Annotated in this window: 22 protein-coding genes; 18 read left to right on the top strand and 4 right to left on the bottom strand. The window is 67.9% G+C overall.

The genetic code is table 11. The annotated features are described in order from the left end of the window. From flhF to motD, 5 genes are all read left to right on the top strand, one after another. On the top strand, positions 1–1,077 hold a 1,077-nt coding region (gene flhF, locus QQK25_RS13300), incomplete at its 5' end, for a flagellar biosynthesis GTPase FlhF (RefSeq protein WP_284188336.1). Position 1,078: 1 nt separating this feature from the next. Next, positions 1,079–1,864 (top strand): MinD/ParA family ATP-binding protein, encoded by a 786-nt coding sequence (locus tag QQK25_RS13295; protein ID WP_284188335.1) that lies wholly within the window; start codon positions 1,079–1,081, stop codon positions 1,862–1,864. Positions 1,865–1,983: 119 nt separating this feature from the next. Further along, positions 1,984–2,757: an RNA polymerase sigma factor FliA gene (locus QQK25_RS13290; RefSeq protein WP_284188334.1), complete on the top strand. Its 774-nt coding sequence runs from the start codon at positions 1,984–1,986 to the stop codon at positions 2,755–2,757. Positions 2,758–2,777: 20 nt separating this feature from the next. After that, entirely contained in the window at positions 2,778–3,518 is a 741-nt protein-coding gene (locus QQK25_RS13285) for a flagellar motor protein (protein ID WP_153159920.1), read from the top strand. Between the two features lie 4 nt (positions 3,519–3,522). Then, positions 3,523–4,389: a flagellar motor protein MotD gene (motD, locus tag QQK25_RS13280; RefSeq protein WP_284188333.1), complete on the top strand. Its 867-nt coding sequence runs from the start codon at positions 3,523–3,525 to the stop codon at positions 4,387–4,389. A 99-nt stretch (positions 4,390–4,488) separates the two neighbouring features. On the opposite strand, the gene QQK25_RS13275 is transcribed toward motD, so the two are convergent. The 3 genes from QQK25_RS13275 to flgA all read right to left on the bottom strand — a co-directional run bounded on the left by QQK25_RS13275 (position 4,489) and on the right by flgA (position 6,061). Next, a complete protein-coding gene (locus tag QQK25_RS13275) occupies positions 4,489–4,965 on the bottom strand; it encodes a flagella synthesis protein FlgN (RefSeq protein WP_153159922.1) in 477 nt (158 codons plus the stop codon). A gap of 6 nt (positions 4,966–4,971) precedes the next feature. Beyond that, the gene (flgM, locus tag QQK25_RS13270) at positions 4,972–5,283 is read right to left on the bottom strand and encodes a flagellar biosynthesis anti-sigma factor FlgM (RefSeq protein WP_153159923.1); all 312 of its coding nucleotides are present in this window, start codon (positions 5,281–5,283) and stop codon (positions 4,972–4,974) included. 91 nt (positions 5,284–5,374) lie between these two features. Continuing rightward, on the bottom strand, positions 5,375–6,061 hold the full coding sequence (flgA, locus tag QQK25_RS13265; protein ID WP_284188332.1) for a flagellar basal body P-ring formation chaperone FlgA: 687 nt from the start codon (positions 6,059–6,061) through the stop codon (positions 5,375–5,377). A 337-nt stretch (positions 6,062–6,398) separates the two neighbouring features. On the opposite strand from flgA, the gene flgB reads away from it, so the two are divergent. The 13 genes from flgB to QQK25_RS13200 all read left to right on the top strand — a co-directional run bounded on the left by flgB (position 6,399) and on the right by QQK25_RS13200 (position 19,096). After that, a complete protein-coding gene (flgB, locus tag QQK25_RS13260; protein WP_284188331.1) occupies positions 6,399–6,803 on the top strand; it encodes a flagellar basal body rod protein FlgB in 405 nt (134 codons plus the stop codon). 10 nt (positions 6,804–6,813) lie between these two features. Continuing rightward, entirely contained in the window at positions 6,814–7,224 is a 411-nt protein-coding gene (gene flgC, locus QQK25_RS13255) for a flagellar basal body rod protein FlgC (RefSeq protein ID WP_153159925.1), read from the top strand. Between the two features lie 24 nt (positions 7,225–7,248). Then, entirely contained in the window at positions 7,249–7,929 is a 681-nt protein-coding gene (locus QQK25_RS13250; RefSeq protein WP_284188330.1) for a flagellar hook assembly protein FlgD, read from the top strand. A gap of 13 nt (positions 7,930–7,942) precedes the next feature. Further along, entirely contained in the window at positions 7,943–9,895 is a 1,953-nt protein-coding gene (locus QQK25_RS13245) for a flagellar hook protein FlgE (protein ID WP_284188329.1), read from the top strand. A gap of 19 nt (positions 9,896–9,914) precedes the next feature. After that, entirely contained in the window at positions 9,915–10,655 is a 741-nt protein-coding gene (flgF, locus tag QQK25_RS13240) for a flagellar basal-body rod protein FlgF (RefSeq protein WP_284188328.1), read from the top strand. Between the two features lie 284 nt (positions 10,656–10,939). After that, entirely contained in the window at positions 10,940–11,722 is a 783-nt protein-coding gene (gene flgG / locus QQK25_RS13235) for a flagellar basal-body rod protein FlgG (RefSeq protein WP_153159929.1), read from the top strand. A 25-nt stretch (positions 11,723–11,747) separates the two neighbouring features. Next, positions 11,748–12,425, top strand: a complete 678-nt coding sequence (locus QQK25_RS13230) for a flagellar basal body L-ring protein FlgH (protein WP_284188337.1) — start codon at positions 11,748–11,750, stop codon at positions 12,423–12,425. A gap of 11 nt (positions 12,426–12,436) precedes the next feature. Then, positions 12,437–13,585 (top strand): flagellar basal body P-ring protein FlgI, encoded by a 1,149-nt coding sequence (locus tag QQK25_RS13225; RefSeq protein WP_284188327.1) that lies wholly within the window; start codon positions 12,437–12,439, stop codon positions 13,583–13,585. Between the two features lies 1 nt (position 13,586). Then, complete coding sequence (gene flgJ / locus QQK25_RS13220) at positions 13,587–14,558, top strand: flagellar assembly peptidoglycan hydrolase FlgJ (protein WP_284188326.1); 972 nt, start codon at positions 13,587–13,589, stop codon at positions 14,556–14,558. An 82-nt stretch (positions 14,559–14,640) separates the two neighbouring features. Continuing rightward, complete coding sequence (gene flgK, locus QQK25_RS13215; protein WP_284188325.1) at positions 14,641–16,971, top strand: flagellar hook-associated protein FlgK; 2,331 nt, start codon at positions 14,641–14,643, stop codon at positions 16,969–16,971. A gap of 17 nt (positions 16,972–16,988) precedes the next feature. Next, on the top strand, positions 16,989–18,167 hold the full coding sequence (gene flgL / locus QQK25_RS13210; RefSeq protein ID WP_284188324.1) for a flagellar hook-associated protein FlgL: 1,179 nt from the start codon (positions 16,989–16,991) through the stop codon (positions 18,165–18,167). Between the two features lie 8 nt (positions 18,168–18,175). Further along, a complete protein-coding gene (locus QQK25_RS13205) occupies positions 18,176–18,640 on the top strand; it encodes a hypothetical protein (RefSeq protein ID WP_284188323.1) in 465 nt (154 codons plus the stop codon). Between the two features lie 150 nt (positions 18,641–18,790). Further along, a complete protein-coding gene (locus QQK25_RS13200; protein ID WP_153159935.1) occupies positions 18,791–19,096 on the top strand; it encodes a PilZ domain-containing protein in 306 nt (101 codons plus the stop codon). Between the two features lie 12 nt (positions 19,097–19,108). Here QQK25_RS13200 and QQK25_RS13195 read toward each other — a convergent pair whose 3' ends face one another. Then, on the bottom strand, positions 19,109–21,112 hold the full coding sequence (locus QQK25_RS13195; RefSeq protein WP_284188322.1) for an acyl CoA:acetate/3-ketoacid CoA transferase: 2,004 nt from the start codon (positions 21,110–21,112) through the stop codon (positions 19,109–19,111). Positions 21,113–21,116 lie beyond the last annotated feature (4 nt).

The following is a 21,116-nucleotide window of genomic DNA, read 5'->3' as shown; positions in this document are numbered from 1 at the left end:
CCCGCCCAGCCCCGTTCGCCCCTGCGCAGCGACGCTGCCGCGCCCCGCGCGCCCGAAGCTCCCGCCCGCCAGCGCCCCGCCGGCATCGAGGAAGAAGCACGCATCCGCGCCCTCGAATCCGCCAACTCCCAGATGGCCAACGAACTGGCCGCCATCCGGGGGATGATCGAACGCCAGCTCGCCGGCTTTGCCTGGGGTGAACTGAGCCGCAGCGCCCCCGGCCGCGCCCGCCTGATCGGCGATCTGCTGGAAGCCGGCTTCTCCGCCGTGCTGGCCCGAGAGCTGGCCGAGTGCGTGCCCGAAGACGAAGCCCCCGAAGAAGCCCACCGCCTGCTCCACGCCGAGCTCGCCCGGCGCTTCCGCGCCATGGACTGCGACGCCGACATCATCGACCGGGGCGGCGTGTTCGCGCTGGTCGGCCCCACCGGCGTCGGCAAGACCACCACCACCGCCAAGCTCGCCGCCCGCTGCGTGGTGCGCCACGGCGCCGACAAGCTGGCTCTCATCACCACCGACAGCTACCGGATCGGCGCCCACGAACAGCTGCGCATCTACGGCCGCATCCTCGGCGTGCCCGTTTATGTGGTGCGCGACGCCAACGACCTGCGCGAAACCCTCGCCAGCCTTCGCGACAAGCACATGGTGCTGATCGACACCATGGGCATGAGCCAGCGCGACAAGATGGTCGCCGAACAGGCCGCCATGCTCACCGGCGCCGGCAAGGTGTCGCGCCTGCTGCTGCTCAACGCCACCAGCCGCGGCGACACCCTCGACGACGTGGTCAATGCCTACGGCGGCGACGATCTGTCCGGCGTGATCCTCACCAAGATGGACGAAGCCATGTCCCTCGCGCCGGTGCTCGACGTGGCCGTGCGCCACCAGGTCAATGTGTATTACGTCGCCAACGGCCAGCGCGTGCCGGAAGACCTCCACCTGCCCGACCGCGACGCGCTCCTCGACCAGGCGCTGCGCGAACTGCCCGCCAACTCGCCCTTTCGGCTCGACCCCCTCGAAGCCGGCCTGATGATGGCCAACGCGGGGCAGACCGGGGTGGCCCAGCTGCGCGGAGGGCTTTGAGATGCTGCACGCCTCCGATCAGGCCGCCGGCCTGCGCCGCCTGTTCCGCCGCACCCCGTCGGCCGTGGTGGCGCTGTTCACCTCGGGCCGCTCGCCGCGGGACCTGGCTGTCCAGACCCTCACCGCCCTCACCGAAGGGGCCCGCCGGGTGGTGGCCATCGACGAACACGCACCCGACCGCGGCTCGCTGCTGGCGGCCTTCGGCTACCCCGACGGCGGCGACCTGCTGGGCGCCCTGCAGGGCCAGCACGACGTGACCGAAACCATGCGTGAGGTGGCCGACGGGCTGTGGGTCGTGCCGGCCGCCGCCACCGTGCTGGCCGTGCCGCTCCTCGACGAGACCCCGCACGCCCGCCTCGAAGCCGGCATCGCCGAACTCCAGCGCCGTGCCGATCTGCTGGCGATCCACACCGTCGGCGACGTGCGCAGCCTCACCCCCTTCGCCCGCGCCGCCGGCCGTCGCCTGCTGGTGGTGGAAGCGAGCGGTGTCGGTGCCCGCGGTGCCTGCCAGTGGATCAAGGGCCTGGCCGCCGCCGGCGCCGGATCGCTGGAGATCGCCGTCAGCGGCGCCCGCGACCGGGCCGACGCCACCGCGCTCTTTGCCAGCCTCAACGACTTCACCGCCCGTCACGTGGGGCTGCCCCTGGTGTGGCGCGGTGAGGTCGAGCGCGACCCCCTGGCCGACGCCATGACCACGCCTCTCGGTGCCCGTCACCCGGCCGAAGGTGCCCAGGCCTTCATCCGCCGTCTGCGCGCCTGGTCGTCCCAGGCCGGCGTGGCCGGTTGAAATCGGCAAAAAGTGAAATTGTGAAATCTTGTGTCGTCGGCTGCATGAAAGCCTATCGTTGCCGATGAGTAGTGTGAGCGCCGCGCGACTCCAAAACCCGACCAGAAAGCAGACGAAAGATGTACACCGCTTCCGGCACCCTCGATAAAGAGCAACTCGTCGTCCAGTACGCGCCGCTGGTCAAGCGCATTGCCTATCACCTGATGGCCAAGCTGCCGGCCAGCGTGCAGGTGGAAGACATCATCCAGAACGGCATGCTGGGCCTGCTCGACGCCATCAACCGCTACGAAGAAGGCCTCGGCGCGCAGTTCGAGACCTACGCGGTGCAGCGCATCCGCGGCTCGATGCTCGACGGCCTGCGCGAGAACGACTGGCTGCCGCGCAGCCTGCGCCGGGACATGCGGCGCATCGAGGCGGCGGTGCATCAGCTCGAACAGGCCAACGGGCGGCATCCGACCGAGGCCGAACTGGCCGACTCGCTGGGCGTGCCCCTGGCCGAATACCAGCACATGCTGCAGGAGGCCCGTGGCTACCAGTTGGTGTACTTCGAGGATTTCAGCGGCGAGGGCGACGACGACTACCTTGAACGCCACATCACCCTCGAGGGCAACGACCCGCTCACGCTGCTCCTCGACAGCAACATGCGCGACGTGCTCATCAAGGCCATCGACGATCTGCCCGAGCGGGAGAAGACCGTGATGGGCCTCTACTACGAACAGGACATGAACCTGCGCGAAATCGGCGAAGTGCTCGGCGTCTCAGAATCCCGCGTGTGCCAGCTCCACAGCCAGGCCATCGCCCGCCTGCGCTCGCGCATCTCCGGCGCGATCCAGACGGCGCCCAAGGCCAAGGGTGAGGGGCGCGGCCGTGGCCGTCGCCCGGCCGCCGGCTGAACCGGGCCCGGGGCGTTTCCATGGACAGCATCAGCCTGATCGGCATCACCCTCGCGCTGGCCGCGATCCTCGTCGGGCAGGTGCTCGAAGGTGGCCACGTCGGCTCGTTGATCCAGCCGACGGCCTTCCTCATCGTCATCGGCGGCACCCTCGGCGCGGTGATGCTGCAAAGCTCGCTCAAGGTCTTCCGGCTGGGCATGCAGATGGTCCGCTGGGTCTTCGTGCCGCCCAGGCTGGATCACGATGCGCTGATCGCCGAGGTTGTCCGCTGGAGCAACGTGGCCCGCAAGGAAGGCTTGCTGGCGCTCGAAAGCCAGATCCCCGCCATCGACGATCCCTTCATCCAGAAGGGCCTTCAGCTGCTGGTCGATGGCGTCGAACCCGATCGCCTGCGCGAAGTGCTCGAGGTCGAGATCGACACCTGGGAAGGCCAGATGAAGCAGGGCGCCAAGATCTGGGAAGCCGCCGGCGGCTACGCGCCGACCATCGGCATCCTGGGCGCGGTGATGGGCCTCATCCACGTGATGGAAAACCTCTCCGATCCTTCCAAGCTCGGCTCCGGCATCGCGGTGGCCTTCGTGGCGACGATCTACGGCGTCGGCTCGGCCAACCTGATCTTCCTGCCGGTCTCGAAGAAGCTCCTCGGCGTGATCGGCACCCTCACCTCAATGCGCGAGATGCTGGTGGATGGCCTCGTCGGCATTGCCAACGGCGACAACCCGCGCATCATCGAGAGCCGCCTCAAGGGCTACGCGGGGTAGGGCGATGGCGCGGCGCCGCAAGCACGAGGACGAGCACGAGAACCACGAGCGCTGGCTCGTCTCCTACGCCGACTTCATCACCCTGCTGTTCGCCTTCTTCGTGGTGATGTATTCGCTCTCGTCGATCAACGAGGGCAAGTACCGGATCATGTCCGATTCGGTGGTGAATGCCTTCCGCAAGCTCGGTGTGCAGTCCAACAACGCCCAGATGTCGTCCGCCCCGATCCCGTCGATCCGCCCCAGCCCGCCGCCGCCCAGCCCCGAGGTGGAGGAGGCGCGCAAGGCCAAGGCCGAGCGCGTCAAGAACATGGCCGAGGAGATCCGCAAGGTGCTCGCCCCACTGGTGGCCGATGGCCAGGTGCGGGTGACCGAGGGCGCCTTTGGCATCACCGTCGAGATCAACGCCAGCGTGCTGTTCAATCCCGGCGAGGCCCAGCTCGGCCGCGATGCCGTCACGGCCCTGCGGGCGGTCGGGCAGGTGGTGGCGCCGGCGGAGTTTCCGATCACCGTCGAAGGTCACACCGATACGATTCCCATCGCCACCGCGGCTTTCCCCTCCAACTGGGAGCTCTCGGCCGTGCGGGCGTCGAGCGTGGTGCGACTGTTTGTGGAAAGCGGCGTACGGCCAGCGCGGCTGACGGCTGCCGGCTACGGCGACCAGCGTCCGGTGGCCGACAACCTCACGCCCGAGGGGCGCGCCCGCAACCGGCGGGTGACGATCCTGATCGAATCGCGGGTGGTCGAACCTGAGGTGCAGTCGAGGGTGAGGGCGTCCGGCATCGCCGATTCGATCCTGCCATCCGATGCCGCGCCGCCGGTGCCCGTTGCGCCCGAGGCCGAGGCGAAGCCTCAAACTCCGCCGGCGCAGTAGGGCGCGGCTCCGCGTCTAGCCGGGCGTGGACGCAACAACGCCGGGTGGCGATCAACCCCGAAGCTGGACGAAATAGCTCAAGACGATCCGCCGGGAGGATCAGACCGAACCGAAGTGGCGGCTGCCGGCAGTGGGGCGGGACTGACCGTCCGGGCCGTAGATCTGCGGGTGCTCCGCGGCGGCGAGGAGGGTCGTGAGGGCCTGCTGGTTGTTCTGCAGGCGCTGGGTGATCAGCTGACCATTGACCCGGTTGCGCTCCTTGGCTTCTTCGGCCAGGGCAACCACGTCTTCCCAGGCTGCGAGGGCCTCGGGATTGCTGGCGAGCACGATGCGGATGTTCTCGTTCGTGACCTTCGCGCCGAGGCGGGCAAACATCACCACCCGGTCGTCGGACAGGCGCTGGAGGGCGCGGTAGAGCGCGGTCTTTTCTTCGGCAAGCAGAGCGAGTGCGTCAATCTGGCTATGCACCAGCAAGGCCTCTTCCCGCTCAAGCAGGGCGACGAAGCCGCGCATGCCGCGGCGCTCGTCCTGGATGAGCTGGGCGAGGCGAGCGTGGAAGCCGGGATCGACGGCCATGCCCGCTTACGCCTTGGCGGTTTGTGCGTTCAGCATCTGACGCACGCTGTCGATGAGGCCGTCGGCCACCTTTTCGGTGTCCACCTTGAAGCGCCCTTCGCTCATCGCCTGTTTGATCTCGTCCACCTTCGCGCTATCCACCACGGGGGTGTTGGCGATGGTTTCTTCCATCTGCTGCAGGCGCGCAGACAGGGACGACAGTTCGACCCGTTCGCCACCCGCGGAATCCTGAGTCTTCGGTGATTCCTTGGCAGCACGTGCGCGGCCTTCGCCGGACGGCAGATTGCTGGTCGCTTTGACAGAGTTATCGATCTTCACGGCATTGCCCTTTCATCCATAAGTCGACTGGGTATACGACTCGTGGAGATGAAACTTTAACCCATTGGAGTCCTTCGGGATGGGGGCGGTTTCATGGCAGCGTGATTTCGACTACGCCTCCGCTGCGGGCGATGCCCCGCACGACCTGTCCGTTCGACAGGCGCACCTGGGCGGCCTGGCCGTTGGCGGCCGAACTGAGGGCCACGCCGTCGTTGGCCACCTGGAATCCGGCGCCGCCGGAGACGACCTTGACCGGCTGGCCCTGCATCACTGCCGGCTGCTGGCGCAGGTGGCTGGCGGCCAGCGGACGCCCCGCGCCGAGGCTGATCCGGGCCGCCTGGCCGATGGCCTGGGTCGGGTCGGTGATCAGGTCGGCGGCCATCGCGGTGAGTTCGCCGGATTCGACGCGCAGGTCGCCGGGGCTGACGATCTGGCCGGCAGCCAGCGGCCCGTTGGTGACCACGTATGGGCCCTTCACGCGCACGTCGGCCGGCACCCACGCCGACCAGCTCACTGGCGCCAGACAGCGCACGCCCACCGAGATCCGCCCCCAGGCGCGGCCGTTGGGCGGCAGGAAGGCTTCGAGCTGCAGGCAGGGCGCAAGCTGGTTGTCGGCGCTGAACTCGCCCACCTGGATGCTCACCTCGCCCGACAGGCTGCGGGTCTGCGTGGCCAGGAAGCGGCCCACCTCGGCGCGCACCGGTGCGGCGTCCTGGCGGGCGAAGGCCGGCGTGGCGAGGCAGAGAAGCACGAGGAGGAGGGGAATCAGGCGGGTCACGGCGCGGGCGTGGAGAAAATCGATGACGCCATTGGAACATGTGGGCGCCTGCTCCGGCGGCAGAAACAGAGACGCTTTCCCGGCCCTATTCGGGCAGGCCGGCAGGCGTGCCGGTGAGGCGGCAGGTGCCGGCAAACTTTGCCGCAGCGGCAGGGGCGGGGAGGCAAAACCCGGAGGCAGGGATGGGAATTGGGGCGCGAATTGCCGCCTGTTCGGCCCATCGACGGGGCCGGGCGGCTCATAAGATGACTGGCACGGAAGCTGCAAAGGTGTAGCTGCCAGCCAGTCTGCGAAAACTTACGGCGGACACGGCGACAAACTTGAGGACTTGGCAGAGATGACGAACCGACTGGACGAAACGCTGCGCTTCCACCAGACCGCACTGAACGCCCGTGCCTACCGCCAGCAGGTGATCGCCTCCAACATCGCCAACGCCGACACGCCCAACTTCAAGGCCCGCGACGTGGATTTCCGCGAAGCCCTGGCGGGTGCCCTCGGCGGCGCGACCAGCGGCCTGCCCCTCAAGACCACCGCCAAGCGCCACATCGCCGGCGGTGCCGCCAGCCCGCTGGAAGCCAGCCTCAAGTACCGCACCGAAGAGCAGGGCGCGGTGGATGGCAACACGGTCAATATGGACACCGAGCGCGCCGCCTTCGCCGAGAACTCGGTGCAGTACCAGGCCAGCGTGACCTTCATCAACGGCCTGCTGCGCTCCATGCAGATGGCCGTCCAGGGTCAGTAAGGAGATCGCCATGAGCATGCTCAACGTCTTCCAGGTGGCCGGTTCGGCGCTCCATGCCCAGTCGATGCGCCTCAACACCACCGCCAGCAACCTGGCCAACGCCGACAGCGTGGTGGGCGCCGACGGCCAGCCCTACAAGGCCAAGCAGGTGGTGTTTGCCGCCACCCCGATGCCCGGTGCCGGCGTGGCTGCCCAGGGCGTGCGGGTGACCCAGGTGGTCGAGAGCGCCGCGCCGATGCGCATGGTGTACGACCCGAAGAACCCCGCCGCCAATCCCGAGGGCTACGTGACGATGCCCAACGTGAATGTGGTCGAGGAGATGACCAACATGATCTCCGCGTCCCGCGCCTATCAGACCAACGCCGACATGATGGGCACGGCCAAGAGCCTGATGGAAAAGACCCTCGCCATCGGCCAGTAACCAGACACCGAAAGCTGAACAATCATGAGCACCGTCAATTCCACCGGCTCCACGACGTCCGCCGACGTCATCGCCGCGCTGCAGAAGGGTTCCAGCTCCTCCGCGTCCAAGACCGACGCCGCCCAGAGCCGCTTCCTCAAGCTGCTCACCGAGCAGCTCAAGAACCAGGACCCGCTCAACCCCGTCGACAACGCCCAGATGACCTCCCAGATGGCCCAGATCGAGACGGTCAATGGTCTCGACAAGCTCAACACCACCCTCGCCTCGATGCTCCAGAACAGCCAGTCCAGCGAAGTGCTGCAGGCCGCGGCGCTGGTCGGCAAGGGCGTGATGGTCGCTGGCAACAGCCTCAGCCTGACCAGCGGCAGCAAGACCTACGGCGGCTTCGAGCTGCCCAGCGCGGCGGACAAGGTGACGGTGACGATCAAGGATGCCAACGGCCTCGAAGTGCGCAAGCTCGAACTGGGCGATGCGGATGCCGGCGTGCACAACTTCTCGTGGGACGGCCTCACCACCAATGGCGCCCAGGCCGCCAGCGGCAACTACACCATCAGCGTGGCCGCGACCCGGGGTGACACCACCCTGAAGCCCGTCGCGCTCCAGATCTCCACGGTGAACAGCGTCCTGCGTACCAGCAGCGGCAGCGTGTCCCTCGACGTGGGCAGCGGTCTGGTGAGCCTCGCCGACATCAAGCAGATTCTCTAAGCGGAGACAGAAAATGGCATTCCAGCAAGGTTTGAGCGGTCTTTCCATCGCCTCCAAGGCCCTCGACGCCATCAGCAACAACGTGTCCAACTCGGGCACCGTCGGCTTCAAGGAAGCCTCGGCCCAGTTTGCGGACGTCTTCGCTGCGTCGCTGTCGGCCGGCAGCGCCACCCAGGTGGGTATCGGCGCGTCGGTGAACAAGGTGTCCCAGCAATTCACCCAGGGCAACATCTCCACCAGCAGCAACACGCTGGATCTGGCGGTCAATGGCGCCGGCTTCTTCCGGATGAGCGACGCCGGCACCATCACCTACAGCCGCAACGGCCAGTTCCATGTGGACAAGGAAGGCTACGTGGTCAATTCCAGCGGCCTGCGCCTCACCGGCAACACCTACGACGCCAAGGGCCTGCCCTCCGGCGTGGGCGGCGAGATCCAGCTGAGCTTCGGCGACGCCGATCCGAAAGCCACCACCGACGCGGGCTACACCGTCAATCTGGATTCCCGCTCCGGGTCGCCCAAGTCGCTCACCCAGGCGCTCCTGAAGGGCACGAGCACGCCCGTCTCGTCGTCCGCGCCGCTGAGCTTCACCGCCGCCAACAACGACCTGACGATCACCGTCGATGGCGAGACCACCGCCACCGCCAAGATCGCCGCCAGCACCTACACCGACACCAGCTCGCTGGTCGCCGCCATCCAGACCGCCATCGACCAGACCACCCTCAAGGGCCGGGTCACCGCCTCCAGCGACAGCAGCGGCATCATCACCCTCAACTCGACCCACGGCGGCCGGCTCTCCAGCCTGGACGTGAGCGGCAACGCCGCCATGCAGCTGAAACTGGCGCCGACCGCGACCGCCATCATGTCGGTGAGCGGCAGCAACGCCACCTACGCCAGCCTCACGGGCACGGTCGTCCCTGCTTATCCGCTCACCATTCCGGCGTCGGTCATGAACATCGCGGTCGATGGTGGCTCGGCGGTTGCCGTCTCCGTGCCGGCCGGCACCTACGCCACGGCGGCCGTTCTGGCCACTGCGCTGCAGGCCGCGGTGGATGCTACCGGCGCGGGCTCCTCCGGCCTCCGGGGCAAGGTCGTCGTCGGCACCAACCCCTCCGACGCCATCACCTTCAGCTCGGCCACGGCCGGCGGTACGTCGAAGATCGTCGTGTCCGACGGCTCCGGCACGCTCGCCGGCACCACCCTCGGCATTCCCACCTTTGCTGCCACCGCCAACACCGGCGGCTTCAGCATCACCGACCCGGCCAGCTACACCAGCACCACGTCCCAGACGGTGTACGACTCCCTGGGCAACCCGCACACCCAGTCGCTGTACTTCGTTAAGACGGCTCAGGCCAACAAGTGGGATGTCTACACCAGCCTGGATGGCGGCTTCCCGCCCGAGATCGACCCGGCCACCGGCCTGCACAGCCCCACCACCGTCAGCTTCGACTCCAACGGTGGCCTGCTCACGCCCAAGACGATCTCCACCTCCTACACCGTGACCACCGGCGCGACCAAGGCGCTCACCGTCACCGTCGATCTGACCAACTCCACCCAGTTCGGCAACAGCTTCGGCGTCGCCAAGCTGAGCCAGAACGGTTACAAGCCGGGTTCGCTGTCGGGCCTCACCGTCGAAGCCGACGGCACCATCCTCGGCAACTTCAGCAACGGCCAGTCCCGCACGATGGGCCAGGTGCTGCTGACCAACTTCCGCAACCCCAACGGCCTCGTGTCGGTGGGTGGCAACCAGTGGCAATGGACGCCGGAAGCCGGTGCGGTGGATGGCGCTGGCGCTGCGCCGGGAACCGGCACCCTGGGCGTGCTCCAGTCGGCGGCCATCGAAGAGTCCAACGTGGATCTCACCTCCGAGCTGGTCAACATGATCACCCAGCAGCGCGCCTATCAGGCCAACGCCCAGTCCATCAAGACCCAGGATCAGGTGCTGCAGACCCTGGTGAACCTGCGCTGATTAACCCGGGGAGCCCGCCATGGACCGCCTGATCTACACCGCAATGACCGGCGCCTCCGCCACCATGGGGCAGGAGGCGGCCGTCGCCCACAACCTGGCCAACGCCACCAGCACCGGCTTCAAGACCGAGCTCCACAAGCTGCGCGCGGTGCAGGTGCAGAACGCCCCGATGCCCACCCGCGCGTTCGTGGCCGACGCCAGCGTCGCCGACGACTTCACGCCCGGCCCCCTCCAGCACACCAACCGTGGCCTCGACATGGCGATCCAGGGCAAGGGCTGGTTTGCGGTGCAGATGCCCGACGGCACCGAGGGCTACACCCGCAACGGCAACTTCGAAGTCAGCGCCAACGGCATCCTGCAGACCCGCGGCGGCCTGCCGGTGCTGGGCACCGGTGGCCCGATCACCGTGCCCCCCGATGTCGAAGTGGCGATCGGTTCCGACGGCACCATCTCCACGGTGCCGCGCACCGGCGCCCGCAACAGCACCAGCGCGGTGGACCAGCTCAAGCTCGTCAATCCGCCCGAGGCTGGTCTCAAGCGCGGCGGCGATGGTTTTTTCCGCACCGCCAACGGTGCCGCCGCCCCGGCCGACCCGGCCGTGCGCGTCGCTTCCGGCTATCTCGAAGGCAGCAACGTCAATGTGGTCGAGCAGATGGTCTCGATGATCTCCCTGGCCCGCCAGTACGAGATGCAGACCAAGATGCTGTCCACCGCCCAGGAAATGGACCGCTCCGCCGGCCAGCTCGTCGCCAAGAGCTGACCGGCTCGCGCCGGCTGAGCCAGCCTTCCATCCCAGCGCCTGCCGGCTCGTCGGCAGGCGTTTTCATTTCGGCGGCGCTGCCGCCCGCCGGCAAGATTTTCCGGGCCGGCTGCCGGTGGCCCCCGCGGATTCTTGCCGGATCGTGCTTTCCCCCTGAATTGACAGCCTTTTCGCCACCTTCTCCGGGGCTGGAACAGGACTTGCAAAGGATAGGATGACCCTGCCGCATTGAAGCGGCCAACCCCGTCGCCCCGCCGGCGACGCCCGAAGTACAGGAGCCCACGATGATCCGCGCCCTCTGGATTGCCCGAACCGGTCTCGACGCCCAGCAGACGCAGCTCGACGTCATCTCCAACAACCTGGCCAACGTGGCCACCAACGGCTTCAAGCGCTCCCGGGCGGTGTTCGAGGATCTGCTCTACCAGAACCTGCGCCAGCCGGGCGCCCAGTCCACCCAGCAGACGACCATCCCTTCTGGCCTGCAGATCGGTACCGGCGCGCGCCCCATCGCCACCGAGCGCATCCACACCCAGGGCAACCTCACCCAGACCGGCAACGCCCTCGACGTGGCGGTGCAGGGCGACGGCTTCTTCCAGATCCTGCTGCCCGACGGCACCACCGCCTACACCCGCGACGGCGCCTTCCAGAAAGACGCCAACGGCCAGATCGTCACCTCCAGCGGCTACCCGCTGCAGCCCGCGATCACCATCCCCGCCAACGCCCTGTCGGTCACCATCGGCAAGGACGGCGTGGTGTCGGTGACGCTGCCCAACCAGGCCGCGCCCTCCCAGATCGGCAACATCCAGCTGGCGGGCTTTGTTAACCCCGGCGGCCTGCAGAGCATGGGCGAGAACCTCTACCTGGAAACCGCCGCCAGCGGCACGCCCAACCCCAACACCCCGGGCACCAACGGCGTCGGCGTGCTCAACCAGACCTACGTGGAAACCTCCAACGTCAATGTGGCCGAAGAGCTGGTGCTGATGATCCAGACCCAGCGCGCCTACGAGATCAACTCGAAGGCCGTGTCCACGTCCGACGCCATGCTCGGTAAGCTCACCTCGCTGTAATCGCAGCGCGCGGAGAACGATGATGATGAAACCCGTCCGGCAACTTGTTCCGATGCTGGCCGCCACGGCCCTGGCCGGCTGCGCCGCCCTCCAGGCCACGCCCCCCACCGCCGTGCATCAACCCATGAGCGTGCGCCCCGAGCCGCGCACGGCCCTGGCGTCCCAGCCCGGCGCGATCTTCCAGCCCAACTTTTCGCGGCCGCTGTTCGAGGATCGCCGCGCCCGCTTCATCGGCGACGTGATCACCGTCAATCTGGTCGAATCCACCGCCGCCAGCAAGAAATCCTCCACCGCCGCGGAGCGCAGCGCCAGCCTGTCGGCGTCGATCTCGGCGATGGACAAGCTGCCGCTCAAGGGCCTCGCCGGCCTCGACGCCACCGCCTCCGACGCCACCAAGTTCGGCGGCAAGGGCGATGCCGCCGCCAACAACACCTTCACCGGCACCATCACCACCACGGTCATCGAGGTGCTGCCCAACGGCAACCTGCTCGTCTCGGGCGAAAAGCAGATCGCCGTCAATCAGGGCAACGAGTTCATCCGCTTCTCCGGGGTCGTCAATCCGGTCTATGTGACCGGCGCCAACACCGTGCAATCCACCCAGGTGGCCGACGCCCGCGTCGAATACCGTGCCAACGGCTATCTGGACGAAGTCCAGACCATGGGCTGGATGCAGCGCTTCTTCCTCACCGCCATGCCGTTCTGAGGACTGCCGTCATGCCTCGCCGAACCTCCCTCCGAATCCTCACCGTCACCCGCCCGCTGTCCCGCTGCGTGCTCGGGCTGCTTACCGTCGTGTGCCTGCTGGGCAGCACGGCGGTCGAGGCCGAGCGCCTGAAGGATCTCGCCTCCATCGGCGGCGTGCGCCAGAACCAGCTGATCGGATACGGCCTGGTGGTGGGCCTGGATGGCTCCGGCGACCAGACCACCCAGACGCCCTTCACCGTGCAGAGCATCATCAACATGCTCGGCAACCTGGGCGTCACCCTGCCGCCGGGCCAGTCGCTGCAGCTCAAGAACGTGGCCGCGGTGATGGTCACCGCCAGCCTGCCGCCCTACGCCCGGCCGGGCCAGCAGATCGACGTCACCGTGTCGTCCATGGGCAACGCCCGCTCGCTGAAGGGCGGCACCCTGCTGATGACGCCCCTCAAGGGCGCCGACGGCCAGGTGTACGCCATGGCCCAGGGCAGCCTCGCGGTGAGCGGTGCCGGCGGTGCCGCGCCGTCCGGCGGCAAGGTCACCGTCAATCACCTCTCGGCCGGGCGCATCCCCAGCGGCGCCACCGTCGAGCGCGCCGTCGCCAGCCCGGTGGGGCAGGGCGATTCGGTCTTCGTCGAACTCAACAACACCGATTTCGGCACCGCCCAGAAGGTGGTCGACGCCATCAACGCCGTCGCCCCGGGCAGCGCCCAGGCCGTCGACGGCCGGCAGATCCAGGTGCGCGCGCCGGACGACATCAACCAGCGGGTGGCCTTCCTGGGCAAACTCGAAAACCTCGACGTGACCCCCGCCATCCAGGCCGCCAAAGTCATCATCAACTCCCGCACCGGCTCGGTGGTGATGAACCAGAAGGTCGCCCTGCAGAACTGCGCCGTCTCCCACGGCAGCCTCACCGTCACCATCAGCAACGAGCAGCAGGTCAGCCAGCCCGGCGCCTTCTCGGGCGGGCAGACGGCGGTCACCAACAAGGGCGGCGTGGATATCAAGCAGGAAGGTGGCAACATCTTCAACATCAAGGGCGGCACCAACCTGGCCGACGTGGTCAAGGCCCTCAACGCGGTGGGCGCCAACCCCCTCGAACTCATCGCCATCCTCCAGGCCATGAAGGCCAGCGGCGCCCTGCGCGCCGAGCTTGAGGTGATCTGACGTGGCCGCCTCCGATTTCAGCCAGATCAACGCCCTCGACCCGAACACCCTCGGCGGCCTGCGCCGGCTGTCGAAGGAGAGCTCGCCCGAGGCGACCAAGGAAGCCGCTCGCCAGTTCGAGGCGCTGTTCGTCCAGCAGATGCTCAAGTCGATGCGCGACGCGACCCCCAAGGGCAGCATGTTCGACAGCGACGAGACGCGCATGTACCAGTCGCTGCTCGACCAGCAGATGTCGATGCAGCTCTCCACCCGCGCTGGCGGCATCGGCCTCGCCAAGGTGATCGAGCGTCAGCTCAATGCCGGCAAGGCCGAGGTGAAGCTGCCCGACGGCCCGGTGCCGCTGGATGCGGCGATCCGCCGTGGCTTCGATGGCGCCGTGTCGCCGTCCGCTACCGGCACGGCAAGCCAGGCGGCAAAAACTGCCGGAGCGGCAGCTTCGTCTGCGGCAACTGCCGTCCCGATGCTCCCCAACATGCCGGCCGGTGCCGGCCCGCGGGCCTTTGTCGAGAAGGTGTGGCCCCAGGCCGTCGAGGCCAGCCGCGCCACCGGCATCCCGGCCCGCTTCCTGGTGGCCCAGGCCGCGCTGGAAACCGGCTGGGGCAAGTTCGAGCTGAAGAACGCCGACGGCACGCCCAGCCACAACCTCTTCAACATCAAGGCCGGGCGCAGCTGGTCGGGCGACACCGTGAGCACCGCCACCACCGAATACGTGAATGGCGCCGCGACCCGTGAGAACGCCCGCTTCCGCGCCTATGGCAGCTACGCGGATTCCTTCCGCGACTACGCCAACCTGATCCGCAACAACCCGCGCTACGCCGCGGTGGTGGGCCAGAGCGACGCCACCGCCTTCGCCCGCGGCCTGCAGGCCGCCGGCTACGCCACCGATCCGCAGTACGCCGACAAGCTGGCCCGCATCATCAACGGCAACACCCTGCGCGTGGCCCTCTCGGGCAGCGCCAGCCCGTCGGCCTGACCGCGTCGGCGCTGCCGGTTTCAAAACTGGCAGAGTTTTTGCATAGGTAGGAGCAGACACCACCGACGCAAGGACGCGGATCATGGGCAGCAGCATCTTCAGCATTGGCCTCACCGGACTCAACGCCGCCCAGGCGGGCCTGGTCACGACCAGTCACAACATCTCCAACGCCGGCACCTCCGGCTACAGCCGCCAGAACACCGTCCAGAGCACCAACCCGGCGATGTTCACCGGCGCCGGCTTCTTCGGCGAAGGGACCAAGGTCGATACGGTCAAGCGCGCCTACAGCGCCTTCCTGACCAACCAGGTGCTGTCCGCCGACACCAAGTTCAGCGAGTACGACACCTACAACACCGAGATCAGCCAGATCGACAACATGCTGGCCGACGCCACCGTGGGCCTCACCCCGGCGATCCAGTCGTTCTTCAGTGGCGTGCAGGAAGTGGCCGCCAACCCGGCCAGCGTGCCGGCCCGCCAGTCGATGATCTCCACGTCCCAGAGCCTCGTGGCGCGCTTCCACAACCTGTCCGAGCGCCTCGACGACGTGCGCTCCGGCGTGGAAAGCCAGATCGACGAGACCGTCGGCGCCATCAGCAGCTACGCCAAGGACATCGCCGAGATCAACAACAAGATCATCATCGCCCAGCAGGCCGGCTCCAACCAGCCCGCCAACGATCTGCTCGACACCCGCGACCTGCTCATCAGCGAGCTCAACAAGCTGGTCCGCGTGTCCACCAACGTCGCCGACGACGGCTCCATGTCGGTGTTCATCGGCACCGGCCAGCCGCTGGTGATCGGCACCAACGCCACCAACCTCGACGCCCGGCCCTCGCTGTCCGATCCGACCCGGCTCGACGTGAACATCATCGCGTCCAATGGCAGCGCCATCCCGATCCCCGAGAGCCTGCTCGGCGGCGGCAAGCTCGGCGGCCTGCTGTCGATGCGCACCTCGTCCCTCGACGCGGCCCAGAACCAGCTCGGTCTGATCGCCGTGGGCATGGCCACCCGCTTCAACGCCCAGCACGCCCTCGGCCAGGATCTCAACGGCAACCTCGGCACCGACTTCTTCACCCAGCCGGACATCTACGTCACCCGCAACGCGCTGGCCTCCACCGCGTTCAGCAAGGACGACGTGCACTACGACGACATCTCCAAGCTCACCGGCGACGACTACCGCATCACCTTCACCGACACCGTCGGCAACTACAAGCTGACCCGCGTCTCCGACGGCGCCACGATCCCCACCGACACCGGCGTCGGCCTCCGGATCGACAAGCCGACCTCGTCCAACGTGGGCGACAGCTTCCTGATCCAGCCGACCCGCTACGTGGCCGGCACCTTCGGCGTCGCGATCACCGACACCCGGATGATCGCCGCCGCCGCGCCGATCAGCAGCAGCGCCGGCTCGGAAGGCCTCCTCAGCACCATCGGCAGCAGCGCGACCGCCTCCATCAGCGCGCCCGCCGTGCTCAGCTCGGACAAGTTCGCCAGCCTCGCGGCCGCCAACACCGTGTTCAGCTTCAGCGCCAGCCCCGACACCCTGTCGATCACCGGCCTGCCCAGCGGGATGAAGGTCAGCTACACCGACGCCAGCGGCACCGTCGTCGGCCCCAGCGCCCTGTCCAGCATCCCCTACACCGCCGGGATGACCGTCGGCCTGTGGCACGCCACCGGCGCCACCACCAACCAGCAGGACGTCTCGTTCTCCTTCACCGGCACCCCGGCGGCGGGCGACAGCTTCCTGCTGCGGGGCGGCACGCCCAACAAGGGAACGGCTTCCATCAGCGCCCCTGTGGTGTCCGACACCACCAACCTCAGCGCCCTCAAGGCCGGCTACACCACCCTCAGCTACAACAGCAGCGGCATGCTGACGGTGAGCAACCTGCCCCCCGGCATGGCCGTCGCCTACACCCCGCTCAATGGCACCCAGACGGTCGGCTCGCCGGTGCCCTACAGCAGCGGGATGAGCATCGCCTTCGGCCACATGAGCGGCACCGATTTCGTGTCAGAGGTGTCCTTCACCGTCTCCGGCGCCCCGTCCGTGAATGACCGCTTCAACATCGGCGCCAACACCGCCGGCGTCTCCGACAGCCGCAACGCCGTGCTGCTGGGCAACCTGCAGACCACCAAGACCCTGCTGTCCGCCTCCGGCCAGCCCTCGGCCACCTTCCAGTCGGTGTATTCCCAGCTGGTGAGCGCGGTAGGCAACAAGGCGCGCGAGCTCGGCGTCAATCGCGACGCCCAGGAAAGTCTGGTCCAGCAGGCCTCGAGTGCGCAGCAATCCCTTGTTGGGGTAAATCTCGATGAAGAAGCGGCCAACTTGATCCGTTATCAGCAGGCATACCAGGCCGCGAGCAAGGTGATGAGCGTTGCCTCCAAGCTCTTCGACCAAGTGCTGGCCCTCGGCCAATAACCTGAAGGAACATCATCATGCGAGTCACCACGGGCATGATCTACGACACGGGCGTCGCGCAGATGCAACGGCAGAGCGCCCAGCTCCTCGACACCCAGCAGCAGGTGTCCACCGGCCGGCGCATCCTGCGGCCCTCCGACGACCCGGTCGCCTCGGCGCGGGCGCTGGAAGTCTCCCAGTCGAAGAGCGTCAACGCCCTCTACACCAGCAACCAGGGTTATGCGGGCGACGCCCTCAAGCTGGTGGACAGCAAGCTGATGGCCGCCACCGACATCGTCACCTACGTGCGCACTCGCGCCGTCGAGGCGGGCAACGGCACCTATTCGAACCAGGAGCACGCCGCCATCGGCGTGGATGTGGCCCAGCAGTTCGATGCGCTGCTTGGCATCGCCAACAGCCAGGATTCGGCCGGCGATTACGTCTTCGGCGGCTATCGCAGCAACAGCCTGCCGTTCTCCGGCTCGCTCGCGGCCGGCGTCCAGTACCAGGGCGACCAGGGCGCACGCACGCTGCAGATCTCCGCCTCGCGGGAGCTCCCGATCACCACCTCCGGCGACGACATCTTCAACGCCATCCACGCCGCGCCCGGCTCGGGTTTTGCGCTGTCCAGCGCCGCCAACACCGGCTCGGCCCTGGTGTCGGGCCTGTCGCTGGCGGGCAGCTACAACGGCCACGCCTACGCGGTGAATGTCGCTTCCGGCCCGGCCTATTCGGTGGTGGATGCCACCACCGGCGCCACCGTGCCCGTCACCTCCTCGACGAGCGGCACCAGCACCACCCTCAGCTTCGGCGGCGTCACCCTCAGCCTCGACGGCGCGCCGGCGGCGGGCGACAGCTTCAACGTGTCCACCGTGGCCAGCGCCTTCGACGTGCTGGGCAACTTCGTCACCTCGCTCAAGTCGGGCAACGCGTCGGCCATCGCCTTCGGCAACAGGCAGGCCATCGCCAGCATGGACGCCACCCAGGACAACATCTCGCGGGTCCAGTCTGGCGTCGGCTCGCGGATGGTCGAAGTGGAAACCCAGCAGAACATCGGCAGCGACCTCGACCTCCAGTACAACCAGGCCCTGTCCCGGCTCGAGGACGTGGATTACGCCGAGGCGGTGAGCAACCTCACCCAGCAGAAGACCTTCCTCGAAGCGGCCCAGCAGAGCTTCCTGAAGGTCAGCAACCTGTCGCTGTTCAACTATCTGTAGTTGATGTGATGACGCGCCGCACGCCCGTTATCGCCCTGGCCCTCGCCACGCTTCTGGCCGGTTGCGAGAACATGCCGGCCAAGGAGTGGGGCCTCGTCCCGGCGGCCGCGCTGCTGGTGCAGGATGCCGGCTTCCTGAAGGCACCCTTCGGCGCCGCGGCGGCGGCCGTGTACATCGTCAGCGATCCCTTCGCGCCCAACTGGACGATCGAGGAATCCCGCCAGTCCGACGACCACTACATCCTGGCCCTGCGCCACAAGGCCATGCACAGCGGCGGTGGCGGCGAGGCGCGTCAGGTGTTCGCCCGCCGGGCGGCGCAGCTGGCGGGCCAGCCGGGCTTTGGCGCCTACGAGGTGGTGCGGTGGCAGATGGGCATCGAGAGCGGCCGGCCCTTTGCCCAGCGCGTGGCCTATGGGGAGGTGCGGCTGGTGCGGCTGGTGCCGCCCCGGGACGTGGCCAATTCGGCGCCCTGAGCCGGGCGCGCATCTGTACCTATCGTTTTTTCAGTTTGATTCATCTGTGCCGGTTTCGCGCTGCCGCCTGCAAGCGTCTCTGAACCTTGCGACGCCGGTAGGACTTCCGTAAGGTGCGCCCATCGCAGGCACAACCAATCGAAAGCGCACATGGACCGCATGACCGAACGCCGCCGGGATCGCCGCATCCCCCTCGGCTGCAAGGTGGGCATCAAGCTCCCCCATTCCACGCAGGCCGTCGTCGGCACCTGCGTCGACCTCAGCGTCGGCGGCCTGACCATCCGGTCCACCCACGTGCCGCAGATGGACGAAGTCTTCGAGATCGCCGTGCTGCCGCCCGACATGGGCGGCCCGTTCCAGCCGCTGCACGCGCGGGTGCGCGTGCGTCGCTGCCACGGCCTGGAACAGGCCGGGCTCTACGAGATGGGCGTCGAGATCGTCGACATCATCAAGTAGCGCCCGGTCGGGTCAGCGCTGGCGCAGCCCCGCGTGGGCCGCGCCGGCATCGGCGTAAAGCTGGCCCGGTGTCGCGCTGCGGTCGAAAGCCCCGGCCAGCTGCAGGCGCAGGAAGGTGCTCGAGGTGTAGCGGGTGACCTGCGTGTAGTGGCGCTCGACCAGCGCCTTGACCATCGCCGCGTACTCATCCACCACTTCCGGCGCAATGCTGAAGCGGTCGTAATTGACCACCGCCGCCACCTTGTGGCCGATCGCCGCCAGTCGTCCTTCCACCGCCACGCGGATGCGTTCGATGTCGGCGCTGGTGCGCAGGTTGAGCCCCTCGAAATTCACGAAGAACAGCTGCCCGGCCGGATCGTAGGAGAGCCGCTCGTCCAGCGGCATTTCCAGCAGATCCGGACGCAGGTGCATCGGCCCGTCGGCAAAGATGCGGGGGTCCATCAGCGCCGGTTCGGCCGGGATCTGCGGGCGGAAATCCATCCGGGCGAGGATGTCGCGCTCGATGTCGATGCCCGGTGCCACCTCGGCGAGCACCAGCCCGTCGGGCCCCAGCCGGAACACGCAGCGCTCGGTGATGTAGAGCACCGGCGTGCCGCGCCGGTTGGCCTCGGGGCCGCTGAAGGTGCGGTGTTCCACCTGTTCGACGAACTTCGAGGCCGAGCCGTCGTTCTCGATGATGAGCTTGCCGGCCTCGATGGCGACCTTCAGGTTGCCCGCGGTGAAGGTTCCCACGAAAACCACCTTCTTGGCGTTCTGGCTGATGTTGATGAAGCCGCCGGCGCCAGCCAGCCGCGGCCCGAAACGCGACACGTTGAGGTTGCCCTCGCGGTCGGCCTGGGCGAGGCCCAGGAAGGCCATGTCCAGCCCGCCGCCGTCGTAGAAGTCGAACTGGCTGGGCTGGTCGATGATCGCCTGGGGGTTGATGGCGGCGCCGAAGTTGAGCCCGCCGGCGGGCACGCCGCCGATCACGCCGGGTTCGGCGGTCATGGTGATGAGGTCGGTCACCTTCTCTTCGGCGGCCACCGCGGCGAGTCCCTCGGGCATGCCGATGCCCAGGTTCACCACCGCGTTGGCACGCAGCTCCAGCGCCGCGCGGCGGGCGATGATCTTGCGCTCGCTCATCTCCATCGGCGCCACCGCCGACATGGGCACCCGCAGCTCGCCGGCGAAGGCCGGGCTGTAGGTCTCGATGAAGGTCTGCATGTGGTATTCGGGCTTCTCGGCCACCACCACGCAGTTCACGAAGATGCCGGGAATCTTTACTTGCCGCGGATTGAGGCTGCCGCGCTCGGCGATGCGTTCCACCTGGGCGATGACGATGCCGCCCGAGTTATGCGCAGCCATCGCGATGGCCTGGGCCTCGAGGGTGAGCGCCTCCTTCTCCATCGTGATGTTGCCGTCGGCGTCGGCGGTGGTGCCGCGGATGATGCCCACGTGGATCGGGAAGGCCTTGTAGAACAGGTACTCCTCGCCGTCGATCTCCATCAGCCGGACGATGTCGGTGGTGGTGCGCTCGTTGAGCTTGCCGCCGCCGAAGCGCGGATCGACGAAGGTGCCCAGGCCCACCCGGGTGAGGGTGCCCGGCTTGCCGGCGGCGATGTCGCGGAACAGGTGGGTGATCACGCCCTGGGGCAGGTTGTAGGCTTCGATGCGGCTCGCCACGGCCAGCTGCTGCAGGCGCGGCACGAGGCCCCAGTGGCCGCCGATGACGCGGGCGACGAGGCCGTCGTGGCCCAGGTGGTTGAGGCCGCGGTCCTTGCCGTCGCCCTGGCCGGCGGCGTACACCAGCGTGAGGTTGCGGGGGGCGCCGAGGCCGTGCATGTCCTCGCCTTCGGTCTCGAGGAAGTATTCCTCGAGGGCGACGGCGATGTTCTCGGGAAAGCCGATGCCGACGAAGCCGCCGGTGGCGACGGTGTCGCCGTCGCGGATCAGGCGCACGGCTTCACGGGCCGAGACGATCTTGCCGTTGCCGGCGGTGGGTAGCGCGGTGGTGACGGGGTTCTGGCTGGTGTTCATGGCG

Origin of the sequence: Zoogloea oryzae, assembly GCF_030161255.1 — a bacterium.
Classification (GTDB): Bacteria; Pseudomonadota; Gammaproteobacteria; order Burkholderiales; family Rhodocyclaceae; genus Zoogloea; species Zoogloea oryzae.
Note: the sequence above shows the minus strand (reverse complement) of the source record. Positions and strands in the feature narration are given on the sequence as shown.

What these genes read in the sequence shown, in the direction of transcription:
- flgL (WP_284188324.1), top strand. Translation starts at nt 16,989, where the DNA reads ATGCGAGTCACCACGGGCATGATCTACGACACGGGCGTCGCGCAGATG.
- QQK25_RS13295 (WP_284188335.1), top strand. Translation starts at nt 1,079, where the DNA reads ATGCTGCACGCCTCCGATCAGGCCGCCGGCCTGCGCCGCCTGTTCCGC.
- flgG (WP_153159929.1), top strand. Translation starts at nt 10,940, where the DNA reads ATGATCCGCGCCCTCTGGATTGCCCGAACCGGTCTCGACGCCCAGCAG.
- QQK25_RS13205 (WP_284188323.1), top strand. Translation starts at nt 18,176, where the DNA reads ATGACGCGCCGCACGCCCGTTATCGCCCTGGCCCTCGCCACGCTTCTG.
- QQK25_RS13290 (WP_284188334.1), top strand. Translation starts at nt 1,984, where the DNA reads ATGTACACCGCTTCCGGCACCCTCGATAAAGAGCAACTCGTCGTCCAG.
- QQK25_RS13250 (WP_284188330.1), top strand. Translation starts at nt 7,249, where the DNA reads ATGAGCACCGTCAATTCCACCGGCTCCACGACGTCCGCCGACGTCATC.
- QQK25_RS13195 (WP_284188322.1), bottom strand. Translation starts at nt 21,112, where the DNA reads ATGAACACCAGCCAGAACCCCGTCACCACCGCGCTACCCACCGCCGGC.
- QQK25_RS13275 (WP_153159922.1), bottom strand. Translation starts at nt 4,965, where the DNA reads ATGGCCGTCGATCCCGGCTTCCACGCTCGCCTCGCCCAGCTCATCCAG.
- flgK (WP_284188325.1), top strand. Translation starts at nt 14,641, where the DNA reads ATGGGCAGCAGCATCTTCAGCATTGGCCTCACCGGACTCAACGCCGCC.
- flgF (WP_284188328.1), top strand. Translation starts at nt 9,915, where the DNA reads ATGGACCGCCTGATCTACACCGCAATGACCGGCGCCTCCGCCACCATG.
- flgC (WP_153159925.1), top strand. Translation starts at nt 6,814, where the DNA reads ATGAGCATGCTCAACGTCTTCCAGGTGGCCGGTTCGGCGCTCCATGCC.
- QQK25_RS13200 (WP_153159935.1), top strand. Translation starts at nt 18,791, where the DNA reads ATGGACCGCATGACCGAACGCCGCCGGGATCGCCGCATCCCCCTCGGC.
- QQK25_RS13225 (WP_284188327.1), top strand. Translation starts at nt 12,437, where the DNA reads ATGCCTCGCCGAACCTCCCTCCGAATCCTCACCGTCACCCGCCCGCTG.
- QQK25_RS13245 (WP_284188329.1), top strand. Translation starts at nt 7,943, where the DNA reads ATGGCATTCCAGCAAGGTTTGAGCGGTCTTTCCATCGCCTCCAAGGCC.
- QQK25_RS13230 (WP_284188337.1), top strand. Translation starts at nt 11,748, where the DNA reads ATGAAACCCGTCCGGCAACTTGTTCCGATGCTGGCCGCCACGGCCCTG.
- flgB (WP_284188331.1), top strand. Translation starts at nt 6,399, where the DNA reads ATGACGAACCGACTGGACGAAACGCTGCGCTTCCACCAGACCGCACTG.
- QQK25_RS13285 (WP_153159920.1), top strand. Translation starts at nt 2,778, where the DNA reads ATGGACAGCATCAGCCTGATCGGCATCACCCTCGCGCTGGCCGCGATC.
- motD (WP_284188333.1), top strand. Translation starts at nt 3,523, where the DNA reads ATGGCGCGGCGCCGCAAGCACGAGGACGAGCACGAGAACCACGAGCGC.